This window comes from Corynebacterium hiratae, assembly GCF_009708045.1.
Classification (GTDB): Bacteria; Actinomycetota; Actinomycetes; order Mycobacteriales; family Mycobacteriaceae; genus Corynebacterium; species Corynebacterium hiratae.
The window spans coordinates 85,695-107,739 of the sequence record NZ_VIOG01000008.1; the positions used below are offsets into that span (position 1 = coordinate 85,695).

25 protein-coding genes and 1 tRNA gene are annotated in these 22,045 nt (G+C 63.4%); 13 read left to right on the top strand and 13 right to left on the bottom strand.

The annotated features are described in order from the left end of the window. Positions 1 to 71 precede the first annotated feature (71 nt). Positions 72 to 797 (top strand): hypothetical protein, encoded by a 726-nt coding sequence (locus FME68_RS08350; protein WP_049154729.1) that lies wholly within the window; start codon positions 72 to 74, stop codon positions 795 to 797. Here the strand turns inward: FME68_RS08350 and radA are convergent. Next, positions 784 to 2,166 (bottom strand): DNA repair protein RadA, encoded by a 1,383-nt coding sequence (gene radA, locus FME68_RS08355; RefSeq protein ID WP_070511201.1) that lies wholly within the window; start codon positions 2,164 to 2,166, stop codon positions 784 to 786. The genes FME68_RS08350 and radA overlap by 14 nt on opposite strands. 169 nt (positions 2,167 to 2,335) lie before the next feature. Between radA and FME68_RS08360 the strand changes: the two genes are divergently transcribed. Next, the gene (locus tag FME68_RS08360) at positions 2,336 to 2,545 is read left to right on the top strand and encodes a hypothetical protein (RefSeq protein ID WP_049154730.1); all 210 of its coding nucleotides are present in this window, start codon (positions 2,336 to 2,338) and stop codon (positions 2,543 to 2,545) included. A gap of 43 nt (positions 2,546 to 2,588) precedes the next feature. Beyond that, positions 2,589 to 2,822, top strand: coding sequence for a hypothetical protein (locus FME68_RS08365; RefSeq protein ID WP_070680095.1), 234 nt, complete (start codon positions 2,589 to 2,591; stop codon positions 2,820 to 2,822). Between the two features lie 119 nt (positions 2,823 to 2,941). Here FME68_RS08365 and FME68_RS08370 read toward each other — a convergent pair whose 3' ends face one another. Further along, the gene (locus FME68_RS08370) at positions 2,942 to 3,517 is read right to left on the bottom strand and encodes a hypothetical protein (RefSeq protein WP_049154731.1); all 576 of its coding nucleotides are present in this window, start codon (positions 3,515 to 3,517) and stop codon (positions 2,942 to 2,944) included. Positions 3,518 to 3,805: 288 nt separating this feature from the next. On the opposite strand from FME68_RS08370, the gene FME68_RS08375 reads away from it, so the two are divergent. The 8 genes from FME68_RS08375 (at position 3,806) to FME68_RS08410 (ending at position 10,039) form a co-directional block, all read left to right on the top strand. Then, a complete protein-coding gene (locus tag FME68_RS08375) occupies positions 3,806 to 4,390 on the top strand; it encodes a CarD family transcriptional regulator (RefSeq protein WP_070511088.1) in 585 nt (194 codons plus the stop codon). Then, a complete protein-coding gene (gene ispD / locus FME68_RS08380) occupies positions 4,362 to 5,114 on the top strand; it encodes a 2-C-methyl-D-erythritol 4-phosphate cytidylyltransferase (RefSeq protein ID WP_158397192.1) in 753 nt (250 codons plus the stop codon). The genes FME68_RS08375 and ispD overlap by 29 nt, the downstream gene beginning before the upstream one ends. Further along, a complete protein-coding gene (gene ispF / locus FME68_RS08385) occupies positions 5,107 to 5,589 on the top strand; it encodes a 2-C-methyl-D-erythritol 2,4-cyclodiphosphate synthase (RefSeq protein ID WP_070515858.1) in 483 nt (160 codons plus the stop codon). The genes ispD and ispF overlap by 8 nt, the downstream gene beginning before the upstream one ends. Before the next feature lie 47 nt (positions 5,590 to 5,636). After that, the gene (cysS, locus tag FME68_RS08390; protein WP_328287787.1) at positions 5,637 to 7,043 is read left to right on the top strand and encodes a cysteine--tRNA ligase; all 1,407 of its coding nucleotides are present in this window, start codon (positions 5,637 to 5,639) and stop codon (positions 7,041 to 7,043) included. A 58-nt stretch (positions 7,044 to 7,101) separates the two neighbouring features. Then, on the top strand, positions 7,102 to 8,052 hold the full coding sequence (gene rlmB / locus FME68_RS08395) for a 23S rRNA (guanosine(2251)-2'-O)-methyltransferase RlmB (protein WP_158397195.1): 951 nt from the start codon (positions 7,102 to 7,104) through the stop codon (positions 8,050 to 8,052). A gap of 18 nt (positions 8,053 to 8,070) precedes the next feature. Then, positions 8,071 to 8,805 carry an AAA family ATPase gene (locus FME68_RS08400; RefSeq protein ID WP_010188884.1) on the top strand — a complete coding sequence of 245 codons (735 nt, stop codon included), beginning with the start codon at positions 8,071 to 8,073 and terminating at the stop codon, positions 8,803 to 8,805. Beyond that, complete coding sequence (locus tag FME68_RS08405) at positions 8,802 to 9,452, top strand: AAA family ATPase (RefSeq protein ID WP_010188886.1); 651 nt, start codon at positions 8,802 to 8,804, stop codon at positions 9,450 to 9,452. Before FME68_RS08400 ends, FME68_RS08405 begins: the two co-directional genes overlap by 4 nt. A 305-nt stretch (positions 9,453 to 9,757) precedes the next feature. Next, the gene (locus FME68_RS08410) at positions 9,758 to 10,039 is read left to right on the top strand and encodes an ATP-binding cassette domain-containing protein (RefSeq protein WP_080550367.1); all 282 of its coding nucleotides are present in this window, start codon (positions 9,758 to 9,760) and stop codon (positions 10,037 to 10,039) included. A gap of 33 nt (positions 10,040 to 10,072) precedes the next feature. Here the strand turns inward: FME68_RS08410 and FME68_RS08415 are convergent, their stop codons facing one another. The 4 genes from FME68_RS08415 to FME68_RS08430 are packed head-to-tail and all read right to left on the bottom strand — an operon-like array spanning position 10,073 to position 13,676. Then, positions 10,073 to 10,912: a CE1 family esterase gene (locus FME68_RS08415; protein WP_070511078.1), complete on the bottom strand. Its 840-nt coding sequence runs from the start codon at positions 10,910 to 10,912 to the stop codon at positions 10,073 to 10,075. A 9-nt stretch (positions 10,913 to 10,921) separates the two neighbouring features. Next, entirely contained in the window at positions 10,922 to 11,884 is a 963-nt protein-coding gene (locus FME68_RS08420; RefSeq protein ID WP_195914096.1) for a metal ABC transporter permease, read from the bottom strand. After that, positions 11,862 to 12,563 carry a metal ABC transporter ATP-binding protein gene (locus tag FME68_RS08425; RefSeq protein ID WP_070821334.1) on the bottom strand — a complete coding sequence of 234 codons (702 nt, stop codon included), beginning with the start codon at positions 12,561 to 12,563 and terminating at the stop codon, positions 11,862 to 11,864. Before FME68_RS08425 ends, FME68_RS08420 begins: the two co-directional genes overlap by 23 nt. Next, the gene (locus FME68_RS08430) at positions 12,564 to 13,676 is read right to left on the bottom strand and encodes a metal ABC transporter solute-binding protein, Zn/Mn family (protein WP_158397199.1); all 1,113 of its coding nucleotides are present in this window, start codon (positions 13,674 to 13,676) and stop codon (positions 12,564 to 12,566) included. 71 nt (positions 13,677 to 13,747) lie between these two features. Between FME68_RS08430 and FME68_RS08435 the strand changes: the two genes are divergently transcribed. Next, on the top strand, positions 13,748 to 14,833 hold the full coding sequence (locus FME68_RS08435; RefSeq protein WP_070511070.1) for a LacI family DNA-binding transcriptional regulator: 1,086 nt from the start codon (positions 13,748 to 13,750) through the stop codon (positions 14,831 to 14,833). Here the strand turns inward: FME68_RS08435 and otsB are convergent. The 5 genes from otsB to thrE are packed head-to-tail and all read right to left on the bottom strand — an operon-like array spanning position 14,830 to position 19,611. Next, entirely contained in the window at positions 14,830 to 15,573 is a 744-nt protein-coding gene (gene otsB / locus FME68_RS08440; protein ID WP_070511068.1) for a trehalose-phosphatase, read from the bottom strand. The two genes, FME68_RS08435 and otsB, sit on opposite strands and share 4 nt — an antisense overlap. A 30-nt stretch (positions 15,574 to 15,603) precedes the next feature. Then, entirely contained in the window at positions 15,604 to 16,116 is a 513-nt protein-coding gene (locus tag FME68_RS08445) for a hypothetical protein (protein ID WP_046649275.1), read from the bottom strand. Then, positions 16,113 to 17,534, bottom strand: coding sequence for an alpha,alpha-trehalose-phosphate synthase (UDP-forming) (locus FME68_RS08450; RefSeq protein ID WP_158397201.1), 1,422 nt, complete (start codon positions 17,532 to 17,534; stop codon positions 16,113 to 16,115). Before FME68_RS08450 ends, FME68_RS08445 begins: the two co-directional genes overlap by 4 nt. Positions 17,535 to 17,536: 2 nt before the next feature. Next, positions 17,537 to 17,884 carry a hypothetical protein gene (locus FME68_RS08455; protein ID WP_046649277.1) on the bottom strand — a complete coding sequence of 116 codons (348 nt, stop codon included), beginning with the start codon at positions 17,882 to 17,884 and terminating at the stop codon, positions 17,537 to 17,539. Between the two features lie 50 nt (positions 17,885 to 17,934). Beyond that, positions 17,935 to 19,611 carry a threonine/serine exporter ThrE gene (gene thrE / locus FME68_RS08460; RefSeq protein ID WP_046649278.1) on the bottom strand — a complete coding sequence of 559 codons (1,677 nt, stop codon included), beginning with the start codon at positions 19,609 to 19,611 and terminating at the stop codon, positions 17,935 to 17,937. 186 nt (positions 19,612 to 19,797) lie between these two features. On the opposite strand from thrE, the gene FME68_RS08465 reads away from it, so the two are divergent. Beyond that, positions 19,798 to 19,870, top strand: a tRNA-Thr gene (locus FME68_RS08465). 40 nt (positions 19,871 to 19,910) lie between these two features. Here the strand turns inward: FME68_RS08465 and FME68_RS08470 are convergent. Then, the gene (locus FME68_RS08470; protein WP_046649279.1) at positions 19,911 to 20,438 is read right to left on the bottom strand and encodes a TetR/AcrR family transcriptional regulator; all 528 of its coding nucleotides are present in this window, start codon (positions 20,436 to 20,438) and stop codon (positions 19,911 to 19,913) included. After that, the gene (locus FME68_RS08475; RefSeq protein WP_158397203.1) at positions 20,425 to 21,924 is read right to left on the bottom strand and encodes an MFS transporter; all 1,500 of its coding nucleotides are present in this window, start codon (positions 21,922 to 21,924) and stop codon (positions 20,425 to 20,427) included. The genes FME68_RS08470 and FME68_RS08475 overlap by 14 nt, the downstream gene beginning before the upstream one ends. Between the last annotated feature and the right edge of the window lie 121 nt (positions 21,925 to 22,045).

The window sequence follows — 22,045 nt, forward strand, 5'->3', positions numbered from 1 at the left end:
GAAGTCGCTGCTCAAGACACGCGGCCCCGGGCTGGCCCGGGTTGGGCTCTAGTCCCCTTAAACTAAGAGCTGTGACTGAGCCATCCCGTACCCCGAAGCAGCTGCCGCGAGAGATTTACCTGCGTCGCCGCATCGCCGCGCTCGTGGCGATTCTGGTACTCGTGGTCATCCTTATTTGGGCTGCTACCGCGCTCTTTAGCGGTTCGAAGGAGGACCCGGGAGCCGAGTCGCAGCAGGCGGCGGCGTCGGGAACTCTGACTCCGTCGGAGGATGCAACCTCGGCGGTGGAGACGACGGAATCCACTGCGTCTGAGGAATCCACCGAGCCCGAGGCGGGGGAGGCGGACAAAGAAGAACCGACCTCCGAGGCAAAGCCAGCTGAGCTCACCGTTGATCCATCCAAGACAACGTGTTCCCTCCAAGACCTTAAAGTGATGGCCAAGACCAACGAGGACAGCGTCCCCGCTGGCAAGATGCCCACCTTCTACTTGGAGGTATTTAACCCGACGACGGAGGACTGCTCCATCGATCTCGATGAAGAGCAGCTGCGTTTCGAGGTCTACAAGATGGGCTCGAACGAACGCGTGTGGTCCGATACCGATTGCTATGCCTCGGTAGAAACCGGCAAGCAGACTTTCAAGTCCGGTGAGACGCGCTACTTCCAGGCGGATTGGTCCCGCAAGCGCTCCGAGCCGGGCCAGTGCACCGAGCGCGAGGAAGCCGAGCCGGGCGCTTACTTCCTGCATACTGTCATCGGGGAAAACTACTCCCCAGCGTTGCCGTTCAACTTGCTTTAAGCGCTGCAATCGCCTCGCTCAGGGTTGCGGCTTGGCGCACCTGTATGCCGCCGCCGACATCTACCTTTCCGGGCGGGACGATGGCGTAGCGGTAACCCAAGCGGGACGCTTCTGCCAAGCGGCGGTCTAGGTTCGGTACGCGGCGAACTTCGCCGGCCAAGCCCACCTCGCCGATGACCACCGTCTTCGGTGGTAGCGGCTGCTCGTGCAAGGAAGACCACGTGGCGAGCGCTACGGCAAGATCCGTCGCCGGCTCTTGAATCTTCATGCCGCCCACCGTGGCCACGTAAGCGTCCTTATCGTTGGTGCGTTCACCGGCGCGGGCCTGCAGTACGGCGAGCACCATCGGGACACGGTTGGCATCGAGCCCCGTGACCACGCGCCGCGGGTTCTTCGCCACGGGGTCGACGGTCAGCGCCTGCACCTCCGCCAGGATGGGGCGCACGCCATCCATGGCGACGGTCACCGCTGAACCGTCTGGGGTGCTGCCGCGGTGGGAGAGGAAGAGGCCGGAAGGGTCCGCCACCTCCCGGATGCCGCCGGCGGTTTGCTCAAAGCAGCCCATCTCATCGGTGGCGCCGAAGCGGTTCTTGAGTCCCCGGAGCAGGCGCAGGGAGGATTGACGGTCACCTTCAAAGTTCAACACGACGTCCACGAGGTGCTCGAGCACGCGCGGGCCAGCGACGTTGCCGTCCTTGGTCACGTGTCCGACGAGGAGGATGGGGATGCCGGTGGTTTTGGCCAGCGTGGTCAGGGCTGCGGTCACCGCACGCGACTGTGCCACGCCACCGGCTACGCCCTCCACCCCGGCCGCGTGCATGGTTTGGACGGAGTCCACGATGAGGAGGCTGGGCTTGAGCTGTTCGACGTGACCAAAGACGACATCCAAATTCGATTCGGCCGCGAGGTAGAGCGTCTCGTGCAAGGCCCCGGTCCGCTCGGCTCGGGCGCGGACCTGCCCGGCGGATTCCTCGGCCGTGGCATAGAGGGCGGTGCGGCCCAGTTGCGCCCAGCGGGAGGCGACCTCCAATAACAAAGTGGATTTTCCGACTCCCGGCTCACCCGCCATGAGCACCACCGAACCGGGAACGATGCCGCGGCCAAGAACGCGATCGAGCTCCCCGATGCCAGTGTTGAGGGCCTTCGTGGCGGCAGCGCCCACCTTCGTAATCGGAACCGCTGGGCTCGTCGGTGTCAGGCCGGTTGGTCGGCGTCCAGACACAGCGGCTTGGGCCGCGGTGCTGCTTTCTGACGCCGCGGTTTCCTGCAACGTTCCCCATGAACCGCACTCGGGGCAGCGGCCAAGCCACTTGGGGGAGACGAAGCCGCATTCAGAGCACGTGTGGACGGGACGAACCTTTTTTGCCATGCCCATCACTCTAGTAAGTGGTGTGGACATTCACGTCGCGGGCAGGATCGCACCCTTTTCATCGCGCGCGATATGCACAGAGGCGCTACAGTGTTAGCCAGGTTACATCTTGTGTGTGCCTGCCCCCTCTTTATCCCCGTCCGATTTCTCACAACAAGAAGGTATTTCCATGAAGATTCGTCGTACCCTCGTCGCCGCTGGCGCTGCTGCCGCCGTCGCCCTCGCTGGCACCCCGGCTGCTTCTGCCGCACAAGCTCCCGAGCCGCTGGCCACTGTTCTGACCGAGATCACCAACGTCGCTGGCTATGAGGCTCAGAACCTCATCCTCGTACCGGCGGCGCTGTCCTCCTTGGGCTTCCTGTCGAACCTGCTGTCCTAGTCCAGTTCACTTACCCCCACACCTCACTATTCAAGGAGACCCCATGAAGATTCGTCGTACCCTCGTTGCTCTGACCGCTGCTACCTCCCTGGCTGTAGCTGGCGCCCCGGCCGCTTCCGCCGCTACCTACCCGGAACCGCTCAACCAGGTTATGGATGAGATGGTGAAGTACGGCGGCCCGCAGGCGCCGAACCTGCTTCTCATCCCGGCTGCCCTGTCCTCTCTGGGCATTCTTAACTCTCTGCTTGTGATGGCTACGGCATCCTCGCGAGCTTAAGAGTTTTCTGCGTTCGCTAAGGAGCGTTAAACGCACACCGCCCCAACTGCCAAAGTTGAAGCCCGTGATTCGGGCGGGAAAACTTTGGCGGCTGGGGCGGTTTTCTATGAAGAAAAGGCTTACTTGTTCTCGGCGTAGCCCTCGGTGGACTGCGGGTCGCGGTCAAAGTCACCGGACTGCAGCGGGGAGGCGGACACGGTGGCGTCAACCTCGATGGTGCCGGTGTTAAAAGTGAAGGTCACCGGGCGGGAGCCGCCGAAGGCGAAGCCGTCGTTCTCCAGGGTGGTGGCCACGTAGGTGATGTTCTTGTCCTTGCCGTCCTTCGGGAGACGGTCCAGGTTCGTCTGGGAATCAGCGTAGAGGGCGTGATCGCGAGGAAGCGGCTCTGCGCCTTCCAGTGGTACGTCCTGGCCGTCGACGCTCACGGACTCGAGGACGACGTCGTCGACCTTGTAGCCCTGGTTGACGGCCACGAACTTCAGGGAGGTCTCACCGGTGTCCGGTTCAACCTGAATGGTGACGTCACGCACGGCCACCTTGCCATCTTCGGTGCTTGCGGATGCGCCGTCGACAGCAATGACCTTTTCCGCGGTCTGTGCAACATGACCGGCCGAGCAGGACGCCAAGGCCAGCGCGGAGAGGGCGGTAACTGACATGATGGCACCGCAGCGAGCGGCGGACTTCAGGGACTGCACTGTGAGTGTCCTCCATTGAATTGCGATCACAAAGCTTATCAACGCTTTAGCCTAGTACCTCCGCAGTAAAAGCACACAGTTTCCGACAAACCTCTTGGGTAAACCGGGGGTAGCCGCGCTTTATGTTGGCCGTCATCGTGGTGTAAAGCGAGCTGCTCTACGGGCTTGGGTGGGGGAGCAGTGCCGGAAAACTGCGTGCTAGAGTAGATACCCTGTATATGCGGCCCACTGAGAGTACGCCGAGAGCGCACGATGGGCACCGTCTCAAAGGCTTCATAAGGAGTGGCAATGGAATTTAAGGTCGGAGAGGTCGTCGTCTACCCCCACCACGGCGCCGCCAAGATTACGGCGATTGAAAAGCGCGAGATGGGCGGCGAGGAGCTCGAGTATCTCGTCCTCCAGATCAACCAGTCCGACCTCGTGGTTCGTGTGCCCTCCAAGAACGTTGAGATGGTGGGCGTGCGTGATGTTGTGGGCAAGGAAGGCCTCGAGAAGGTCTTCTCCGTTTTGCGCGAAGAAGACGTGGAGGAGGCCGGCAACTGGTCCCGCCGCTATAAGGCCAACCAGGAGCGCCTTGCATCCGGCGATATCAACAAGGTGGCAGAAGTCGTGCGTGACTTGTGGCGCCGCGATCAGGACCGCGGCCTGTCCGCCGGTGAGAAGCGCATGCTTGCCAAGGCCCGCCAGATTCTGGTCGGTGAGCTTTCCCTGGCTAAGCCGGTCGATGACAAGAAGGCGGACACCATGATGGAGGAAATCAACGCCACCATCGAGCGCCACCGCGCCGCCGGCTTGGTCGAGGACAAGTCCATCACCACCGACATTGACAATGACGTCGATCTCGATGACCTCTCCTTCGACGACGAAGACTAATACCCGCCGCGTGATCGCCCTCGTCGCGGCGGCCGGTCAGGGAACGCGCCTTGGCGCTGATATTCCTAAGGCCTACGTGGAGCTGCGCGGAAGTACCCTGCTTGAACGCTCCGTGAAGGCCATGATTACCTCGGAATTTGTCGATGAAGTCATCGTTCTCGTCAGCCCCGCCATGGAGGATTATGCCGCCAGCATCCTCGACCGCATCGATTCTGATGTGCCCGTACGCATCGTCCACGGCGGGGGTGAGCGCGCCGATTCCGTCTGGGCGGGCCTGCAAGCCATCCCAGATGAGGATGCCGTGGTGCTGGTCCACGACGCCGCCCGGGCGTTGACGCCGCCGGGGATGATCGCGCGCGTCGCCAAGCGCGTGCTCGACGGGGCCACCGCAGTTATCCCGGTCCTTCCCGTGGCGGATACCATCAAAGAAGTCGAGGGGACCACGGTGCTGTCTACTCCGGATCGCTCCCGCCTGCGCGCCGTGCAGACCCCGCAGGGTTTTAACCTGGCCGCGCTGCGCCGCGCCAACCTAGACTATTGGGCGCAGGACCCTGACTTTGTCGCCACGGATGACGCCAGCCTGATGGAATGGCACGGCGCGCGCGTGGAGACCGTGCAGGGAGACACCTTCGCGTTTAAAATCACCACTCCCATCGACCTCGTCCTGGCGAAGGCCGTGACGGATGAGGCCGAACCGACCATCTTCGAGGTGCCTAGTGACTAACCCCATCATCCCGCGCGTGGGAATCGCCACCGATGCCCATCAGATCGAGCCCGGAAAACCCTGCTGGATCGCAGGCCTTCTCTTTGAGGACGTGGATGGCTGCGAGGGCCACTCCGATGGGGACGTGGTGAGCCACGCGCTTGTCGACGCTTTGCTCTCCGCCTCCAACCTCGGCGACCTCGGCTCCTTCGTCGGTGTGGGCCGGCCTGAGTACGACGGGGTTTCCGGCGCTCAGCTGCTGCGCGAGTGCCGCGAGCTGCTGGAAAAAGAAGGTTTCATCATCGGCAACGCCGCCGCCCAATTGGTTGGTCAGAGCCCCAAGATGGGCCCGCGGCGTAAGGAAGCCGAGGCCGTGCTGAGCGACATCCTCGGCGCCCCAGTGTCCGTCTCTGCGACGACGACGGATCATCTCGGCTTTACTGGCCGCAAGGAGGGCCGCGCTGCCGTGGCCACCGCCGTGGTCTGGCGCGCCTAGGCCGTCCCGCGCTAGCCGCCGGACGCGAGTCAATTAGACTAGGCCAGGTGAGTACTTTGCGCATTTTTGATACCGCCACCCGCAGCCAACGTGAGTTCGAGCCGGTTCGCCCCGGCCACGCGTCGATCTACCTGTGCGGTGCCACCCCGCAGTCCCAGCCGCACATTGGCCACCTGCGCTCTGGTGTTGCCTTCGACATCCTGCGCCGCTGGCTTATCGCGCAAGGCTATGACGTGGCACTCGTGCGCAACGTCACCGATATCGATGACAAGATCCTCACCAAGGCTGCTGAGAATAACCGCCCCTGGTGGGAGTGGGTATCCACCTATGAGCGCGAGTTCACCAAGGCCTACAACACCCTGGGCGTTCTGCCCCCTTCCGTGGAGCCGCGCGCGACGGGCTTTGTCACCCAGATGGTGGAGTACATGCAGCGGCTTATCGACGCCGGCTTTGCTTATGCCGTGCCTGGCACAGACGGTGTTGGCTCCGTCTACTTCGACGTCGCGGCGTGGAATGCCACGGAAGGCTCTGACTACGGTTCGCTGTCCGGCAACCGCGTCGAGGAAATGGAACAGGGCGAAACGGACAACGCGGGCAAGCGCAGCCCCCAGGACTTCGCTCTGTGGAAGGCGGCTAAGCCGGGCGAGCCATCCTGGCCCACCCCGTGGGGTCGTGGCCGACCGGGCTGGCACTTGGAGTGCTCGGCCATGTCCACGTACTACCTAGGCAGCGAGTTCGATATTCACTGCGGTGGCTTGGACTTGCAGTTCCCGCACCACGAAAATGAGATCGCGCAGTCCCATGCGGCGGGGGACAAGTTCGCCAACTACTGGATGCATAACCACTGGGTCACCATGGCCGGTGAGAAGATGTCGAAGTCCTTGGGCAACGTCCTCTCCATTGCCAACATGCTGGAGATCGTCCGCCCGGTGGAGCTGCGCTACTACCTGGGCTCCGCGCATTACCGTTCGGTGCTCGAATACTCCGAGGCGGCGCTGACCGAAGCTGCGGCTGGCTACCGCCGCATCGAGGATTTCGTGGGCAAGTTCGAGGGCGTCGAGAAGGGCGAGTGGACCCCGGCCTTCGAAGAAGCGATGAATGATGACATCGCTGTGCCGAAGGCGCTGGCGGAAATCCACACCACCGTGCGCGCGGGCAATAAGGCGCTGAGCGACGGCAACCGTGAAGAGGCTGAGCGCCTCGCCGGGGCCGTGCGCGCCATGGCCGCGGTTCTTGGCTTTGATCCACTGGATGAACAGTGGAAAGATAGTGGCGAAGAAAGCGGCGCTGAAGCGGCCCTGGACGTTCTCGTTCGGGCCGAATTGGAGCGTCGCACCACCGCCCGCGCAGAAAAGGACTGGGCTACTGCGGACGCCGTGCGCGACCGCCTTGCAGCCGCGGGTATTACCATCACCGACACCGCCGACGGCCCCACCTGGTCCTTGGCGGATTAACGTCCTTGGCAAAGGCCAAGGACAGCACAGAAGCCGAGGACAACAAAGGAGAAGAATTATGGCACGTACCCATGGCCGCGGCGGCGCAGGTATCCGCAAGACGAAAAAGAAGGGCGCCACGAAGGGCTCTGGTGGCCAGCGCCGCAAGGGCCTAGCTGGCAAGGGTCCCACGCCTAAGGCAGAGGACCGCGTCTACCACGCCAAGCACAAGGCGAAACTGGAGCGCGAGCGCCGCAATTCGGGCCGCCACCAGAAGGAGACCGCGGAGATGGTCGTTGGCCGCAACCCGGTCATCGAGTGCCTGCACGCCAAGGTGCCTGCTACCTCCCTTTACATCGTGCAGGGCACGCGCAATGACGCTCGCCTTTCCGAGGCGGTGGCCATGTGCAATACCCGCAACATCCCGATTCTCGAGGTCCAGCGCCACGAGATGGATCGCATGACCGGAAACGGCATGCACCAGGGCATTGGCCTGCAGATCCCGCCGTACAAGTACGCCGATGTGCACGATCTCATGGACCGCGCGCGCGATGCCCAGGAACCGGGTATGTTCGTCATCCTCGATAACATCACTGACCCGCGCAACCTCGGCGCGGTCATCCGCTCCGTCGCGGCCTTCGGCGGCCACGGCGTTATCATCCCAGAGCGCCGCTCTGCCTCCGTCACCGCGGTGGCTTGGCGTACCTCTGCCGGCACTGCTGCGCGCCTGCCGGTGGCTCGCGTGACCAACGTGACCCGCACAGTTCAGGACTTCCAGAAGGCTGGCTACCAGGTCGTCGGCCTGGATGCGGGAGGCGAGCACACCCTCGATACTTACAACGGTGGCACCGACCCCGTTGTCATCGTCATCGGCTCTGAGGGCAAAGGCATTTCGCGCCTCGTCCGCGAGAACTGCGATGCCATCATGTCCATACCCATGACCGACTGGGTTGAATCCCTCAACGCCTCCGTGGCGGCAGGTGCGGTGCTTTCCGAGTTCGCCCGCCAGCGTCGCGCGGCCCAGAAGTAGGCTCACGCTTTCGTCGCCATGTTCCTCACGAGTGTGCGTCCCGCCCCGGAGCTTATTGGGGAGGGACTGCCCGGCGTGCCGGAACACATGCGCCGCCTGGGCGTGCTCATCGCAGCGCTGCCCGGCGGCGCCTTGCGTTTGCCTACGCCCGTGACCGTCGTCGTGGGGGATAACGGCGCCGGAAAATCCACGCTGCTCGAGGCCATCGCCGTGGGGCTTGGCGTCAATCCCGAGGGCGGCTCGCGCCACGCCCGGTTTGCCACCGGCGACGAGGACTATCCCGAGTGGCTCATCTGCTCGCGGGCGCACAACCCGCGCGACGTGTACTTCTTGCGCGGCGAGACCTTCCTCAACTTGAGCGAGTATCACCACCAGATCCACAGCCCGGAGAATCCCGATCCGCTCAGTGACCTGCCGTTTCTCAGCCACGGCCAGGGTCTGCTCGCCCTCGTCGAGAGACGCTTCCATTCTGACGGAATGATCATTCTCGACGAGCCGGAAGACGGCTTGTCCTATCCCCGGCAGGTCGAGGTTGTCACGCAGCTCGAGCGCCTCGCCGCCCAGGGCGCGCAGGTCATCCTCGCGACGCACTCGCCAGTCTTCCTCAGCATGCAAGGCGCGACCGTCTACGCGTTCGGCGACAAGGGGATTGCGCCCGTCGCTCCCGAAGCGACGGAAGCTGTCCACGCCGCGCGCGAGTTCCTTGCCGATCCATTGGGGACCGCCGCGTTTCTTATTGGGGAGGGCGAATGAGAGACTTCTATGTCGACGCCTATGCCGCGCTGGACGGCGGCCACGGACCTGAGTGGGTGTCCTCCGTTCCTGGTTTCGTGGCGCTGCGACGCCAAGGACTGGACCTGCGTGCGCCGGTGACCGTGCTGACCGGGGACAACGGGGTAGGAAAGTCGACGCTCGCCGAGGGCATTGCCTTCGAGTACGGCTTTCCTGAGCGCGGTGGGATATGGGGTGTGCAGCGCTCCGCCGGTCCCATCAATCCCCTCCGGAGGTGGGCGAGCCTGCGGCTAGGTACCGCGCCCAAGGACGGCTACTTCCTGCGAGCGGAGGCGCACTACAACGTTGGTTCGACCGCGATGTCGCATGGCGAGTCCGTCATGGACGTCGTGCAGCGTTCCTTTGATGGGCGCGGGCTCTACATCCTCGACGAGCCGGAATCTGGGCTTTCGCTCGTGCGGCAGATGACGCTCATGGCGGAAATCCATCGCGCCGCGGAGGCGGGTGCGCAGTTCATCGTGGTGACGCACTCGCCGATTGTGGCAGCCATCCCCGGTGCGCGGATTGTTGAAATTACAGAAGATGGGTTCTTCCTTGAGCTGCGCGACGTGACACAGACGCTGGCGTTTCAGTCGTTGCGTGAGTTTCTCTACGCCTCCGGATGCTAGATTCAGGGCCGAGAAAGCTGGATGGCGATCTTTACTTCTTGGTTGCTGGCCAGTACTTCACATCTTGAACATTCAGATTGCGTGCGTGTGCCGAATACAAGGTTCTGGAGGATTGGGGTTCCACGGCTTAGAGACGAGGACGACTCGGTCCTTTGCCTGCCGTTTTCACCTTGTACAGATTCAGCTGCGGGTAACTTGAAGAATCTTCGCCAGCAAACCGTGACATCGAGAGTACATACATGCACAGACGTGTGCAACATCACGCTGTGACGTAATAATTCTCTAGATAACAACGGGTCGCAAGTGTGATTAGTCAGTACGCGAGAAAAGAAAACCTACGCGATGGAACGCGACCTCTACGCGATCGTCAACGACATTGCCGACCACTACAACAAGGTTCACTGAATGATGAACTGAAGGATCTTTTATCCCTTGTAGGCCTTTCATTGCACCACAGTGTTTCCTGCGAGCATGCTTCGCTCGGTATGAAACAGCGTCTAGGAATCGCCAAAGCACTGGTCGGTAATCCACAATTATTGCTTCTCGACGCTCACCTACGAACGGCCTCGACCCGAGGTTGGGGCTGAGTGGAGTGAGACACGATGGGGCGCACGTGCAGTCTAGAGCCCGAAGAATTCCTCCACGAGCTCGGCAGCGATGAAGGAATCCGTGTTTTTACCCAGGCGTGGGTCCAGCTCGTTGCCCGACGGGATGACGTGGCCCATGCCCTCGACGCTCACGAGCTCGACCGGCGCGCCGGTGGCGTCTGCCGGCTCCCAGCGGTCGACAACGGTGTCGGGGAAAAGGTGGGTGCGCTCTGGGCCGGCGGCATGGTTGAGCTCCGCGAAGCGTGCGGCGTTCTCCTGCGCGCCGGTGACGGCACCGCGGGTGCGCTTCGGGTCAATGCCCGCCGTTCCGCCCGTATAGGGCGCGAGCCGGTCGCCCGTGCCGTGGACGAACATGACCGGGGTGGGTTGGTACGCCGAGTCCGGATTGGTGGGCGCATGGTTGGCGCCGGCGCCGAGAGTGGAGGCGAAGACGCAGGCGGCATCGGCAAGCCCGGGGGCGTCGAAGAGCAAGCGGATAACCATCTGCCCGCCGTTGGAGAAGCCGCAGAGGAACACGCGGCCAATCTCCTGCTCCGCGCGCAGCTCGTCGAGGATGGTGCGCGTGAAGGCGACGTCATCGATGCCCAGCTCGCGCGCGGCGACGGGCAGGGTGGCGCGGGCATCGTTAAAGTGCTGTTCCACGCCGGTGGGGTAGACCGCAAGCATGCCGTGGCGGGTGGCGAGGTCATCGAACGTGCCGTTAGTGAAGCGGCGGATGACGTTCGCGGATTGCAGGGAGCCGTGGAAGAACAGGAGGAGGTCTCTCTGGCGCTCGACGTCATCATTCGGGCGGTACACGAGGTACGTGCGGGTGCGGTCTTGTAATTCGAGGCTACGGCGTTCCAAAGTCACGCATCTAGCCTAATCCTGATGCGCGCAGTGCTCATCGTGCGTCGAGGTGTGGTGTGTCTCGGCGTCGGCGCGATCGGTGGCGGCGCGGAAGTGTTCCTGGGAGGCGCGGCGGGCGGCGACGTCGTCGCGGACGGCCTTGCGGCTGCGAGCCCAGCCGATGCCGCGGCAGACCAGGTAAATAACAAAAGAGATGCTCGTGACGAAGACCGAGACGGGCAGGCCCGGCGCCAGGGAGAGGACCAGGCCGCCCACGGCGGAGACCTCCGCGAAGATGGTGGACCACACCACCGCGCGCAGCGGGGAGGAGGTAATCTGTACCGCCGCTGCGCCCGGCGTGATGAGCAGCGCCATGACGAGCAGGGAACCGACGATCTGTACGGACTGTGCGGCCGTCAGGCCCACGAGGATGGCGAAACACACCGCTAGGGACTTCACTGGCACGCCGGCGGCTTGAGCCATGACGGGGTCCGCGGAGGCGAAAAGCAGCGGGCGCCAGAAGAGCACCACGACAGCAACCACGATGGCGGTCGTGGCGGCGAGCAGCCACACCGAGGCGGAGGACACACCGACGATTTGGCCAGTGAGCAGCGTCATCGCGGTCTTGGCGTTGCCGGGGTAGAGGTGCAGGAATAGCACTGAAAGGCCGAGGCCGAAGCTCATGACCACGCCAATAGCGCTGTCCTGTTGTCCTTTGAGCCCCAGCACCGCCAGGATGATGGCCGCGACGATGGCGCCGGCAATCGCGCCGAAGCCGATGTTGAGGCCGAACAGCAAAGCGGCGGCCGCGCCCATGAGCGCGAGCTCCGAAGTAGCGTGCACGGAGAAGGACATTTGGCGCAGGACGATGAGCGAGGTCATCACTCCGGAAAGGATTCCCAGCAGCGCGCAGGCGATGAGCGAGGACTGGACGAAATCAACACCCAGCAGGTACTGGGTGTCCTCGATGAACTTAGACAACGATGAGCCTCCCATCGAGGTTGAGGACGGTCACGGAAGATCCATAGAGCTCCGAGAGCACCTCGGAGCGCATGACTTCGTCGACCGGGCCGAACGTGTGACCATTGGGCGCGAGGTAGAGCACCTTATCCACGACGCCCAATACCGGGTTGATGCCGTGGGTAACAAAAAGCACGGAGGTGCCGCGCTCGTGGCGCCATGCATTGAGCTTCTCGACGGTCGCCTGCTGCCGCGCCGGGTCCAAAGACAACAGCGGCTCGTCCGCGAGGATGAGCTCCGGGTCGTTGGCTAGGGCCTGGGCTTGGCGGATGAGCTGTTGCTGCCCGCCCGAGAGCTGGCCCACGCGGCGGTCAGCGATGCCGGTGGCACCGACTTCGGCGAGGAGCTCGTCCACGCGCCCCCGGGCAGGACGTCGGTTGCGCAGCGTGCCATGCGCCAGGGACAGCGACACGAGATCCCGGGCGCGCAGGGGCAGATCCTGAGGGAACATCCTTTGCTGCGGGATGAAACCAACGCGGCAGTTGATATCTACGCTGCCCGCGGTGAGCTGGCGGGTACCCAAGATAGTGCCGAGGAGCGTGGATTTGCCCACGCCGTTGGGGCCTAAAACGGCGATGAACTCGCCGCGGTCTACGGCGAGGTTCATATCCGACCACAGCGGTTCTACTGCGGCGTTCTTAAAAGAGATGAGCACTTACACAGCCTCGAGTGCGTTGACGACTTCCTCGTAGTAGTCGAGGAAGTTGGTCCCCTCCGGCGGGGTTTCACCAATCTCTACCACCGGGATGTTCTTATCCTCGGCGGCGGCGCGGATGCGCTTGGCCATGTCGGTTTCGGTCTGCGGGTTAAAGATGAGCAGGTCGATCTTGTCCTGCTTGATATCTTCGAGGAAGCGGGCCAGGTCGGCGGCGGTGGGCTCGCCCTCAGCGACGGTGGCCTTGCGGTAGCCCTCCGGGGTGGCGTCGGTGCTGTCGGTGTACTTGAAGATGTAGTCCGCGATGGGCTCGGTCTGCGCGTAGTTGCGCTGCGGGAGCTTCTCGATGCGTGCCTTCAGGCCCTCCACGCGCTCGACTAGCGGATCGGCGGTGGCCTTAGCCTCTGGGTTGGTCTCGTTAACGAGCGTGGCGACCTCCGTCGCCACCTTCTCGATGGCTGCGGCGTCGTACCACACGTGCTCGTTGCCATCGATGTTGGTGACCTGCTCGGGGTGCTCGGCTGCGATCTTCTTGGCCTCGTCCATGGTCACGGTGTCGCCTTCGTGAGCGTGGTCATGGTCATGCCCGTGTTCGTGCGCATGCTCGTGTCCTTCTTCATGACCATGTTCGTCATGGTCGTGCGCATGGTCGTGCCCTTCTTCATGCGCATGCTCATCATGCGCATGGCCACCATGATCGTGCGCGGTAAGCGGGAGCGCGTGAATGATCTGGTCCTGGTTCTTGACGGCCTGGTAAAGCCAGGCGTCGTAACCGCCGCCACCGGCGATGATGACGTCAGCCTCGTTGGCGCGGGCGATGTCCGCGGCGGTGGGCTCGAAGTGGTGTGGATCCACGCTGTTGCCGCTCACGATGGGGTGAACGTCGATGTTCACGTCGGTCTGCGCGGTGTTGACGACCGCCTGGGCCACATCAGCCCAGATGGAGGTCGAGGCGACGACCTGAATGGTCTCCTTGTCGGAACCGGCATCCGAGCCGCCATCGGCGTTATCGCCGCTGGAAGAACAGGCGGTGAGCGAAGCGGCGCCCAGGGTGGCTGCGAAGAGGAGAGCGGTGGGACGTCGGAAAGCACGGCGTGAGAGGGAAGTGGTCATGCCCCTATTTCTACGTTTAGTGAAAATTGTTGTCAAATGATAATGAGTTGAAAAAGGGTAATGTTGCCGTCATGTCCAAACGCAGCACGACGCTGGCCTCCCTAGCGGCCGAACTTGGGGTTTCGCCCACCACGGTGTCCAACGCGTACAACCGGCCGGACCAGCTGGCGCCTGCCACCCGCGAGCGCATCCTCGCCGCCGCGGCTGAGCGTGGATACACAGGCCCGGATCCCACCGCACGCAGCTTGCGCACGCGCCGCCAAGGTTCACTGGGTGTTCTGCTCACCGAGCACCTTTCCTATGCCTTCGAGGACATGGCTTCTGTGGACTTCCTCGCCGGCATGGCGGAGGCCTCGGCGGGGGCGAGCACGACGTTGACTCTCATCCCTGCCGGGCCGGATACCGCCGGCGCGCCCAACGACGCCCAGGCAGCGCAGCTCGTAGGTTCGGCTGCCGTCGACGGTTTCGTGGTCTATTCCGTGGCAGCGGGAGATGCTTACCTCGACGCCGTGCAGCGCCGTGGCCTGCCGGTGGTGGTGTGTGACCAGCCCACGGATTCCGGCCTGCCCTTCGTGGGCATCGATGACCGCGCCGCGATTGCCCCGGCGGCGCAGGCGCTTGTCGACGCCTCCCATACCCGCATCGGTATCCTTGCCATCCGCCTACACCGCGAGCGCCTCGACGGCGAAGTGACGGCCGCACAACTGGCCGCGGCGGACATGCACGTGCAGCGCTCACGTGTATTGGGTGCGCTCGATGTTTTTGCAGACGCGGGACTCGATCCTGCAGACATCCCCGTGGTGACGCGACACATCAACGATTCGCGTACGGCTTACGCGGCCGCGGAGGAGCTGCTGACTAAGTACCCGGATCTCACCGCGGTGTTGTGCACGACGGATTCGATGGCGCTCGGGGTTATGGCTTATGCGCGCGATCATGGAATCGCGGTTCCCGAGCAGCTCTCCGTCACCGGCTTTGATGGCATCGCGCCGGCCCTGGCGCTGGGCCTGAGCACCGTCGTGCAGCCGAACAAGGAAAAGGGGGCGGCGGCGGGGCGCATGCTGGCCAGCCTCATCGAGGGGCGCGGCGAGGTGCCGCGCGTGTTGTTGGAGACCACCTTCCGCCCGGGGCGCACCGTGGCGCCGGTCGGGGCTTAAGAGCTGTGCTGCGCGCGAGCGGCGGCGAGTTCTTCGAGGAACTCTGTCACCGCCGCGATATCGGGCACGCGCAGCGCCGCCTGCGTTGCGCCCTCACCAACCTTGACACCGAGGTCCGGCGGCTGATTGAGCGCGGCGAAGCCGTCTTCGTCGGTGGTGTCATCCCCTAAAAAGACCACCGCTGTGGCCCCGACGCGGTGACGAAGCTTGTCAATCCACGTGCCCTTCGTGGCCTGCGTTGCGGAGAACTCGACGACGCACTTGCCCGCAGTCTTGGGGAAACCATCGGCGCTTAAGGCCTCGCCTTCCGCATAAGCAGCAGCGGCGGCGTCCGGGTCTTGCAACTCCAGCGCCCGCAGGTGCAGCACCCGCTGGAAAGGTTTGATCTCCAGCTCCGCGCCGGGGTGGCGGGCGATAATCTCCTTGATTTCCGCTTCCTTCTTGGCCAAGTAGGCTTCCATCTCCGGGGTGAGCGCGGATTCTTCCCACGAGGATTCGGCCCCATGCGAGCCACCAAAAAGCACCGGCTCGCGCAGCGGGCATACTCGCATCAGGCCATCGAGGTGGCGCCCAGAGAGCACTGCCGCGGTGGTGTTAGGTAGTTGCGCCAAGGCAGCGAGAGCATCCAGCGAGCGCTGCTCGGGGCGCACTGCGTAGGCGTTGCGCGCGAAGCCGGCCAAGGTGCCATCGAAGTCGGAAACAACCGCTAAATGTTCGGCGGCGGCGAGAGCATCAATCATGCTCCCCACCCTAGCGCTGAAACTTCGGAGCTATAGCGCGGCCATGCGGATAATCGGTGAATCCACCTTGTCGGTGCGCAGCGTCAACACGAGTTGGTTGTTGGGGTTGAGCGCGAAGTCGAACTCATGGCCTTCGGCGATGAGGTTGCGCATCAGCGAATCAGCCCATTGCATCGAGCCCTCGCAGTCGCCGCTTCGCGGTGGGCTTTCATAGGTGGCTTTCTCCACCCGCATGATATCGCCCTCCCAGATCGTGGAGGTTTTGTCATCCTTGTGGAAGGACACCTCAGCGGTAAACGGTACGCAGCCAGTTGAGCCCACCGCGGTGTGCTCACCGAAGCTCATATGGGGCACGTGTGCAGTATCGGCAGGGAGGGAGGAAGGAGCGTCCGGTGAGGTGTAGAGGTTGATGACCTGCCAATCCTTGCCCACGATGCGGTCATCGCCGCGCGGGGCAGGTTCCTCCTCAGCGGAGCTGCATCCAGCTAGGCCAAGCGCAAGCAGCACAGTACTGAGCACAGCGGTGAGCCGGCGCCGCATCATGCTTCCTCCTGGTTCAGTGCGCCGAGGAAGGACTGCGACCACAGCGCGATATCGTGCTGACGCACCTGCTCGTTCATAGCAATCATGCGCTCGCGCATGGTCTCGGGGGATTCCTCCAGTGCCTTGACCGCAGAGAGCAGCGCACGTTTGATGGATTCGATGTCGAAGGGATTGCACAGGTTGGCTTGGGTAAGCTCTGCCGCCGCGCCCGCAAACTCGGAGAGCACGAGCGCTCCTGTGCCGTCGCCGTGGGAGGCCACGTATTCCTTGGCCACTAGGTTCATACCGTCCTTAAATGGCGTGACCAGCATGATGTCCGCGAGCCGGTAGTAGCGGCGCAGGACCTCCTTCGGAACGGAGCTGTGCTGGTAATGCACCACCGGCGCGCCGAGGCGCCCGAAGCGCCCGTTGATGCGGCCCACGGCTTCCTCCACCTTCGAGCGCGTGGCGCGGTAGTGGTCGATGCGCTCGCGCGAGGGTGTGGCCAGTTGGACGAAGGTTACCTCGTGTGGGTCCAGCGCACCGGTCTCGAGGAGCTCCTCGAAGGCGGTGAGGCGCTGCAGGATCCCCTTCGTGTAATCCAGGCGGTCCACACCCAAAATGACGTGCTTGGGGTTCCCCAGCTCAGCACGCAGCTGGGCGACGTCCCCCGCATCGCCTCCGTCAGCGAATTCACCCGCCGCAATGGAAATGGGGAAAGCGCCTACCCCGACAGAATGCCCGCTACCGGTCACGATGCGAGCGGTGACCGCGCGGGTGCTGACCTCCCCTTCTACGTCCAGCCCTTGGGTGCGGGCCAGCTCCAAGAAATTGCGGGCGTTGGATTCGAGGTGGAAGCCGATCAGGTTGGCGTCGAGAAGCCCCCGCACCAACTCCTCACGCCACGGCAACTGGCGGAAGAGATCCGGGGACGGGAAGGGAATGTGCAGGAAGAATCCAATGGTGAGGTCGGGGCGTAGCTGGCGCAGGATGCCGGGGACGAGCTGGAGCTGATAGTCCTGCACCCACACCGTGGCATTCTCTGCGGCGACGGCTGCTACCTCGTTGGCAAAACGCAGGTTGACCTCGCGGTAGGCATCCCACCAGTCGCGGTTGTAGACGGGGGTGACGATGAGGTCGTGGTAGAGCGGCCACAGGGTGGCGTTGGAAAAGCCCTCATAGAAGGCCTCAAAATCCTCCTGTGTCAGGCGCACCGGGTGAAGGAGGACACCGTTATCCGTGGTGAAGGGCTCGGGAGCTTCGTCGGCTACGCCCGGCCACCCCACCCAGCAGCCCTGGTGTTCTTCCAAGACCGGGGAGAGCGCGGTGACGAGGCCGCCGGGGGAGGCCTTCCACTCGCGGGTGCCATCGGCGGCGGTCTCGAGGTCCACTGGCAGGCGATTGGCTACGACGACGAAGCTATTGGTGCGCCCGGACATAGCTAGGCCTTCTTTGCGGCCTTTTTAGTTGCCTTCTTCGTGGCCTTCTTAGTTGTCTTCTTGGTGGCTTTCTTCGTGGCCTTCTTAGTCGTCTTCTTCGTGGATTTCTTAGAAGCCTTCTTCGTGGCCTTCTTGCTGCTCTTCTTGGGGGCAGCATCGGCTTGCTCGGCCAGCACCTTGCGGTGGACCAAGCCTTCTGGCTCGACGCCCAGCATCGACATGAGGGTCACGCCGTCGAGGAAATCCTCCGCATAGGTGGCGACAACGCGGCGCGCGGAGCGGGCGGTCTCCTCCTCTACTGCGTGAGTCTGGTCAGCCGCGGGCTGGGTATCTGTGACCTTTGGTGGCACGGAGTCCTCCTGGGATGAAGTATGAAAGCTTTCAGACCGGCTATTCTACGCTATTGCGACTTCGTTGGGGCGCTCGGGTCATCTTTGCCGGGCACCGTGTAGGTGGGGCGCTGCGCCGGAAATTGCGTGGTAACGGGCCACATGTCCGTGATGGCATCGCCCTGCTGGAAGCGCGCCTGCTGTGCGGGTGTCGGTGGTTTGGGCCCATATTGCGGCGGCGGGGCCGGCAGATTGTGGCGCGGGGCGAAGGGAGACAGGGGCACGCGCGGGATACGGGCGCGCTGCGCCAGGCGGGTGGCGCGCGCGAAGGAGAACGTGCCCAGGCGCTTGAAGGCGGTGTAGGGGCGGAAGTACTGCGGGCGGCGCAGGCGGCGGGCGACTCGCTCGCCGAAGACCACGCCGGCGGCAAGTGCACCGGCGATGGCGAGGGCGCTGGCCAGGTTGGTTAAGCCGGTGATGAGCTGCTCGTTGAGCATGGCGTACATGCCGCGGTACAACGTCAGGCCTGGAAGCATGGGCGTATAGCCCACGATCATGGTGATGAGTGGCGGCATCATGTAGCGACGGGAGAGCAGGCCGCCGGCCAAGCCCACCGCTGCGGCAGAAATGCCCGAGGCAATGACGGCCCCGACGCCCAAGAAGACGACGAGGAAGTAGTAGAACACCATACCGGCGGCGGCCGTGAGACCGGAGATGGTGACCTCGGACCAGGAGGCTCCCAGCGCCAGTGCGAAGGCGGCGGAGCCGATGCCGCCGCACAGTACGAGCAGTGGGATTTGGTGATAGACGGGCGGGGCGAGCGTGGCTAGTGGGGGAAGGCTAAAGCCCAACCACGACGCCACCTGGATACCCAGGCCCACGCCGGCGATGATGGCGCCGGTGGACATGAGAGCCTCAAAGAACTTCGCGGACGAGGTCACGGGTGCGCGGGTGATGCCGTCCACGAGGCACTGTACGAGCGTTAGTCCCGCCACCAGCACGACGATGCCGGAACCGATGATTTGGGAGGGCAGCATCTGGATGCCAAATCGCGCGAAAACGTTGTAGAGGATGGCCGCGGGAATGACGGCAAGCAGGCCGCCGACAAGGTTCTGATAGAACGGCGGCAGCCGGTAGCCGGCGAGGAACATATTCGTGCCCATGATGAGTGCCGAAATGAGGAAGGTGACAACACCGACGAGAAGGTCACCGCCCAGCATCACGGCGATGAATCCACCCATGGCACCCCACGCGCTGACGATGGTGGTCTTGGAATAGGGGTTCTTCATCGCATCGATGTCATCCAAGATCTTCTCCGCCATTGCCGGTGGCGTAGCACCGGAATGGATGGAACGGATGAGCCTGTCAACGGCGGATAGTTTGGTGAAATCCACGGCGATGCTCGGCGCCACGCGGAAGACGTGGAGGTTGTGCCGATCCGGCCCTGTGCCGATGGCGGTGTGGATAGTGATGGTGTTCATCAGGATCGACACGTGGCAGTAGTGCAGGCCATAGGAGGATGCGACGAGGTGAATCTGTGCCTGCACGTCGGTATTGGCTGAGCCCGCTGCAATCAGGATTTCGCCGACGCGCGCGGCGATCTCCATGACGCCGGTGACCTGGGCCGGATCGGTGAGATCGACTGGGGCGAGCGGGGAGGGCGGCGGTGCGGCCTTAGCGGCGTCAATGGTGGCGACCGGAGCCGACCGGTACAGCAGGCGCTGGCGCAAGGAAGAAAGAACAGACACGGAAAAGAAAGACCTCAACAACACTTCTGGGTTCGGTAAGTCAGCACTTTAGTAACTGCCGCGGATTTATGCACCTGCCAGTGCTTTTCGGGCCCCTGACGGCCGCTTTTTCGCAGTGCAACCACCCTGGCTTTCCGTCCATGGGGTGGGCTCAGGTACGATTCCCCATAGCGGATGAGCCGCGGTGCTGGAGTGGCGCAATCGGTAGCGCAACGGTCTTGTAAACCGTAGGTTGCGAGTTCAAGTCTCGTCTCCAGCTCAAAAGGGCCTTTTTCAAGGCCCTTTCTCTCTTTTAGGGCCTATTCGGCGAGGTGGCCCAAGGCGACGTCGATAAGCGCGCGGCGCCTTTGCGGCGGCAGGGGGCGGTCGGTGAGGTGATCGTGGACCCACAGGCCGTCGGCGATGATCGAGGCCAGCACGACGGATTCATCCTCCGAGACAGGATCGGGGAGCCAGCGCCTGTCGACGTCCCTCCACACCTTCTGGAAGTCCGGATGGGACTGTGAGTGGATGGACATGAGCAATTCAATGAGCGGGTCATTCTTTCCCATGGACTCCAGCGCGGCACGGTAGCGCTGGCGTGGGCTCAGCTGGTCTGCCGTCTTGCCGTCGGAGAGACCGACGAGCTCTTCCTCCCAGCGCTCCGCGCAGAGCTTGTGGCAGTCAATGAGCAGCTCGTGGCGGGTGGGGAAGTGGTAGATGAGCCCAGACTTACTCATACCCGTTGCGGTGGCCAAGGAATCGTAGGTCAGTGCGTGGACGCCATCCTCTTCGATGATGGCGAGCGCCTTTTCGAGCGCCTCGACCTTTTTACTAACGCGTGGCATCGGCACCTCCTGAGGTTGGATTGCTGCGGAAGCACCAGCCGGTGACCGCGGCAAAAATGAGCATGACTACGCCGAGCCCAGCGGCGGTGGCTAGGTAGGCGTCGTTATACGCGGCGCCGGCGGCCTCCGCGAGTGCGGGGTTGTGGAGTGCTTCCATGCCTAAGTCCTGGATGTCCTCGGGGAGCCCGCTCTTGTAGAGCATCGGCAGCACTGATCCAGTGACCGCAATGGACAGCAGCGTACCGAATTCATAAGACACTTCCTCCACGCCCGCGGCCATGCCGGAGCGTGACGCAGGAGCGGCACCGATGATGGCAGTGGAGGACACCGACATCACGAACCCCGCGCCGAGGCCAGTGATGAACAGACCAGCCAGGTATGCGGGGAAGACCTCGTGCGTGCCGCCCCACACCACGCCGCCGATGCCCGCTGCCATGGCGAGGAAGCCGCCGGCGATGATGGGCAAGAAACCCCAGCGGTGCAGGTTAGCTCCGCCCAGCGCGGACATCGGCAGCGCCGCAATCGCGATGACGGAAATGATGAGCCCAGCGTGCAGCGGGGAGTAGAGGTCCACCAACTGCAGCTTCTGCGTGGTGGTCATTTCCAGCCCTGCCATGCCAAACATGGCGCCGGCTGCGGCCAACACGCCGCCGCTGAAGATGGGCGAGCGGAAGATATCGAAGGTGAGGAGTGGTTCCTCCAGCTTGTGCTGGCGGCGAGTGAAGAGGATGGCACCGATGAGGCAGGCGGCCAACGCGCCGCCAATAAGCATGGCGTTGAGGTGGGAGCTGGCGACAGACTTGATGACGAGCACCAGCGAAGCCAGCGTGATGAGCGCGTAAAGGGAAGACAAGAAATCCCACTGCTTCGCCGGGTTCGCCACATTAGGCGGGGCGAGGAAGGCAGTGAGGATGAGGGCGATGATCACGATGGGTACGTTGACCAAAAAGACCGATCCCCACCAGAAGTGCTCGAGTAGGAAGCCGCCCACCGTGGGGCCCGCCGCCGCGCCCACGACGGCGATGGAGCCCCAAATGCCGATGGCGGTGTTGCGCTCAATCTCATCCTCAAAGGTCAGGCGAATCAGCGCCAGGGTAGCGGGCATCATGATGGACGCACCGAGACCTAGGAAGGCGCGAGCGGCGACGAGCTCCCACGCGCCGGGGGCGAGTGCGGCGGCCAGCGAAGCGATGCCGAAGACCCACAGGCCGATGACGAACATGCGGCGGTGGCCGATTTTATCGCCCAACGTGCCGGTGCCTAGGAGGAGGCCAGCGAGCATGAGCGCGTAGGCGTTGATGATCCACAGCTGTTGCAGCGAGGTGGCGTGGAGCTGCTCGGAGAGCTCCGGCAGGGCAGTGTAAAGGATCGAGTTGTCCAAGCCGATCATGAGCAGACCCAAGGAGATGACACTAAAAAAGATCCACCGTCGGGTCGCTGAGGTGCTTAAGGCCTCTGCGGAGGCTTTCGTGTGAACGTCTGTCATGCTGCGAAACTATAGCGAACGGTCGTTGCAGTTTCAAAGGCTTGAATGTCGACTTGTTGTTAAAGTCACAAAGTGCGCGTGACGTGAGAAGGCAGCTTTATGGTGGCGAAACACCACCGGG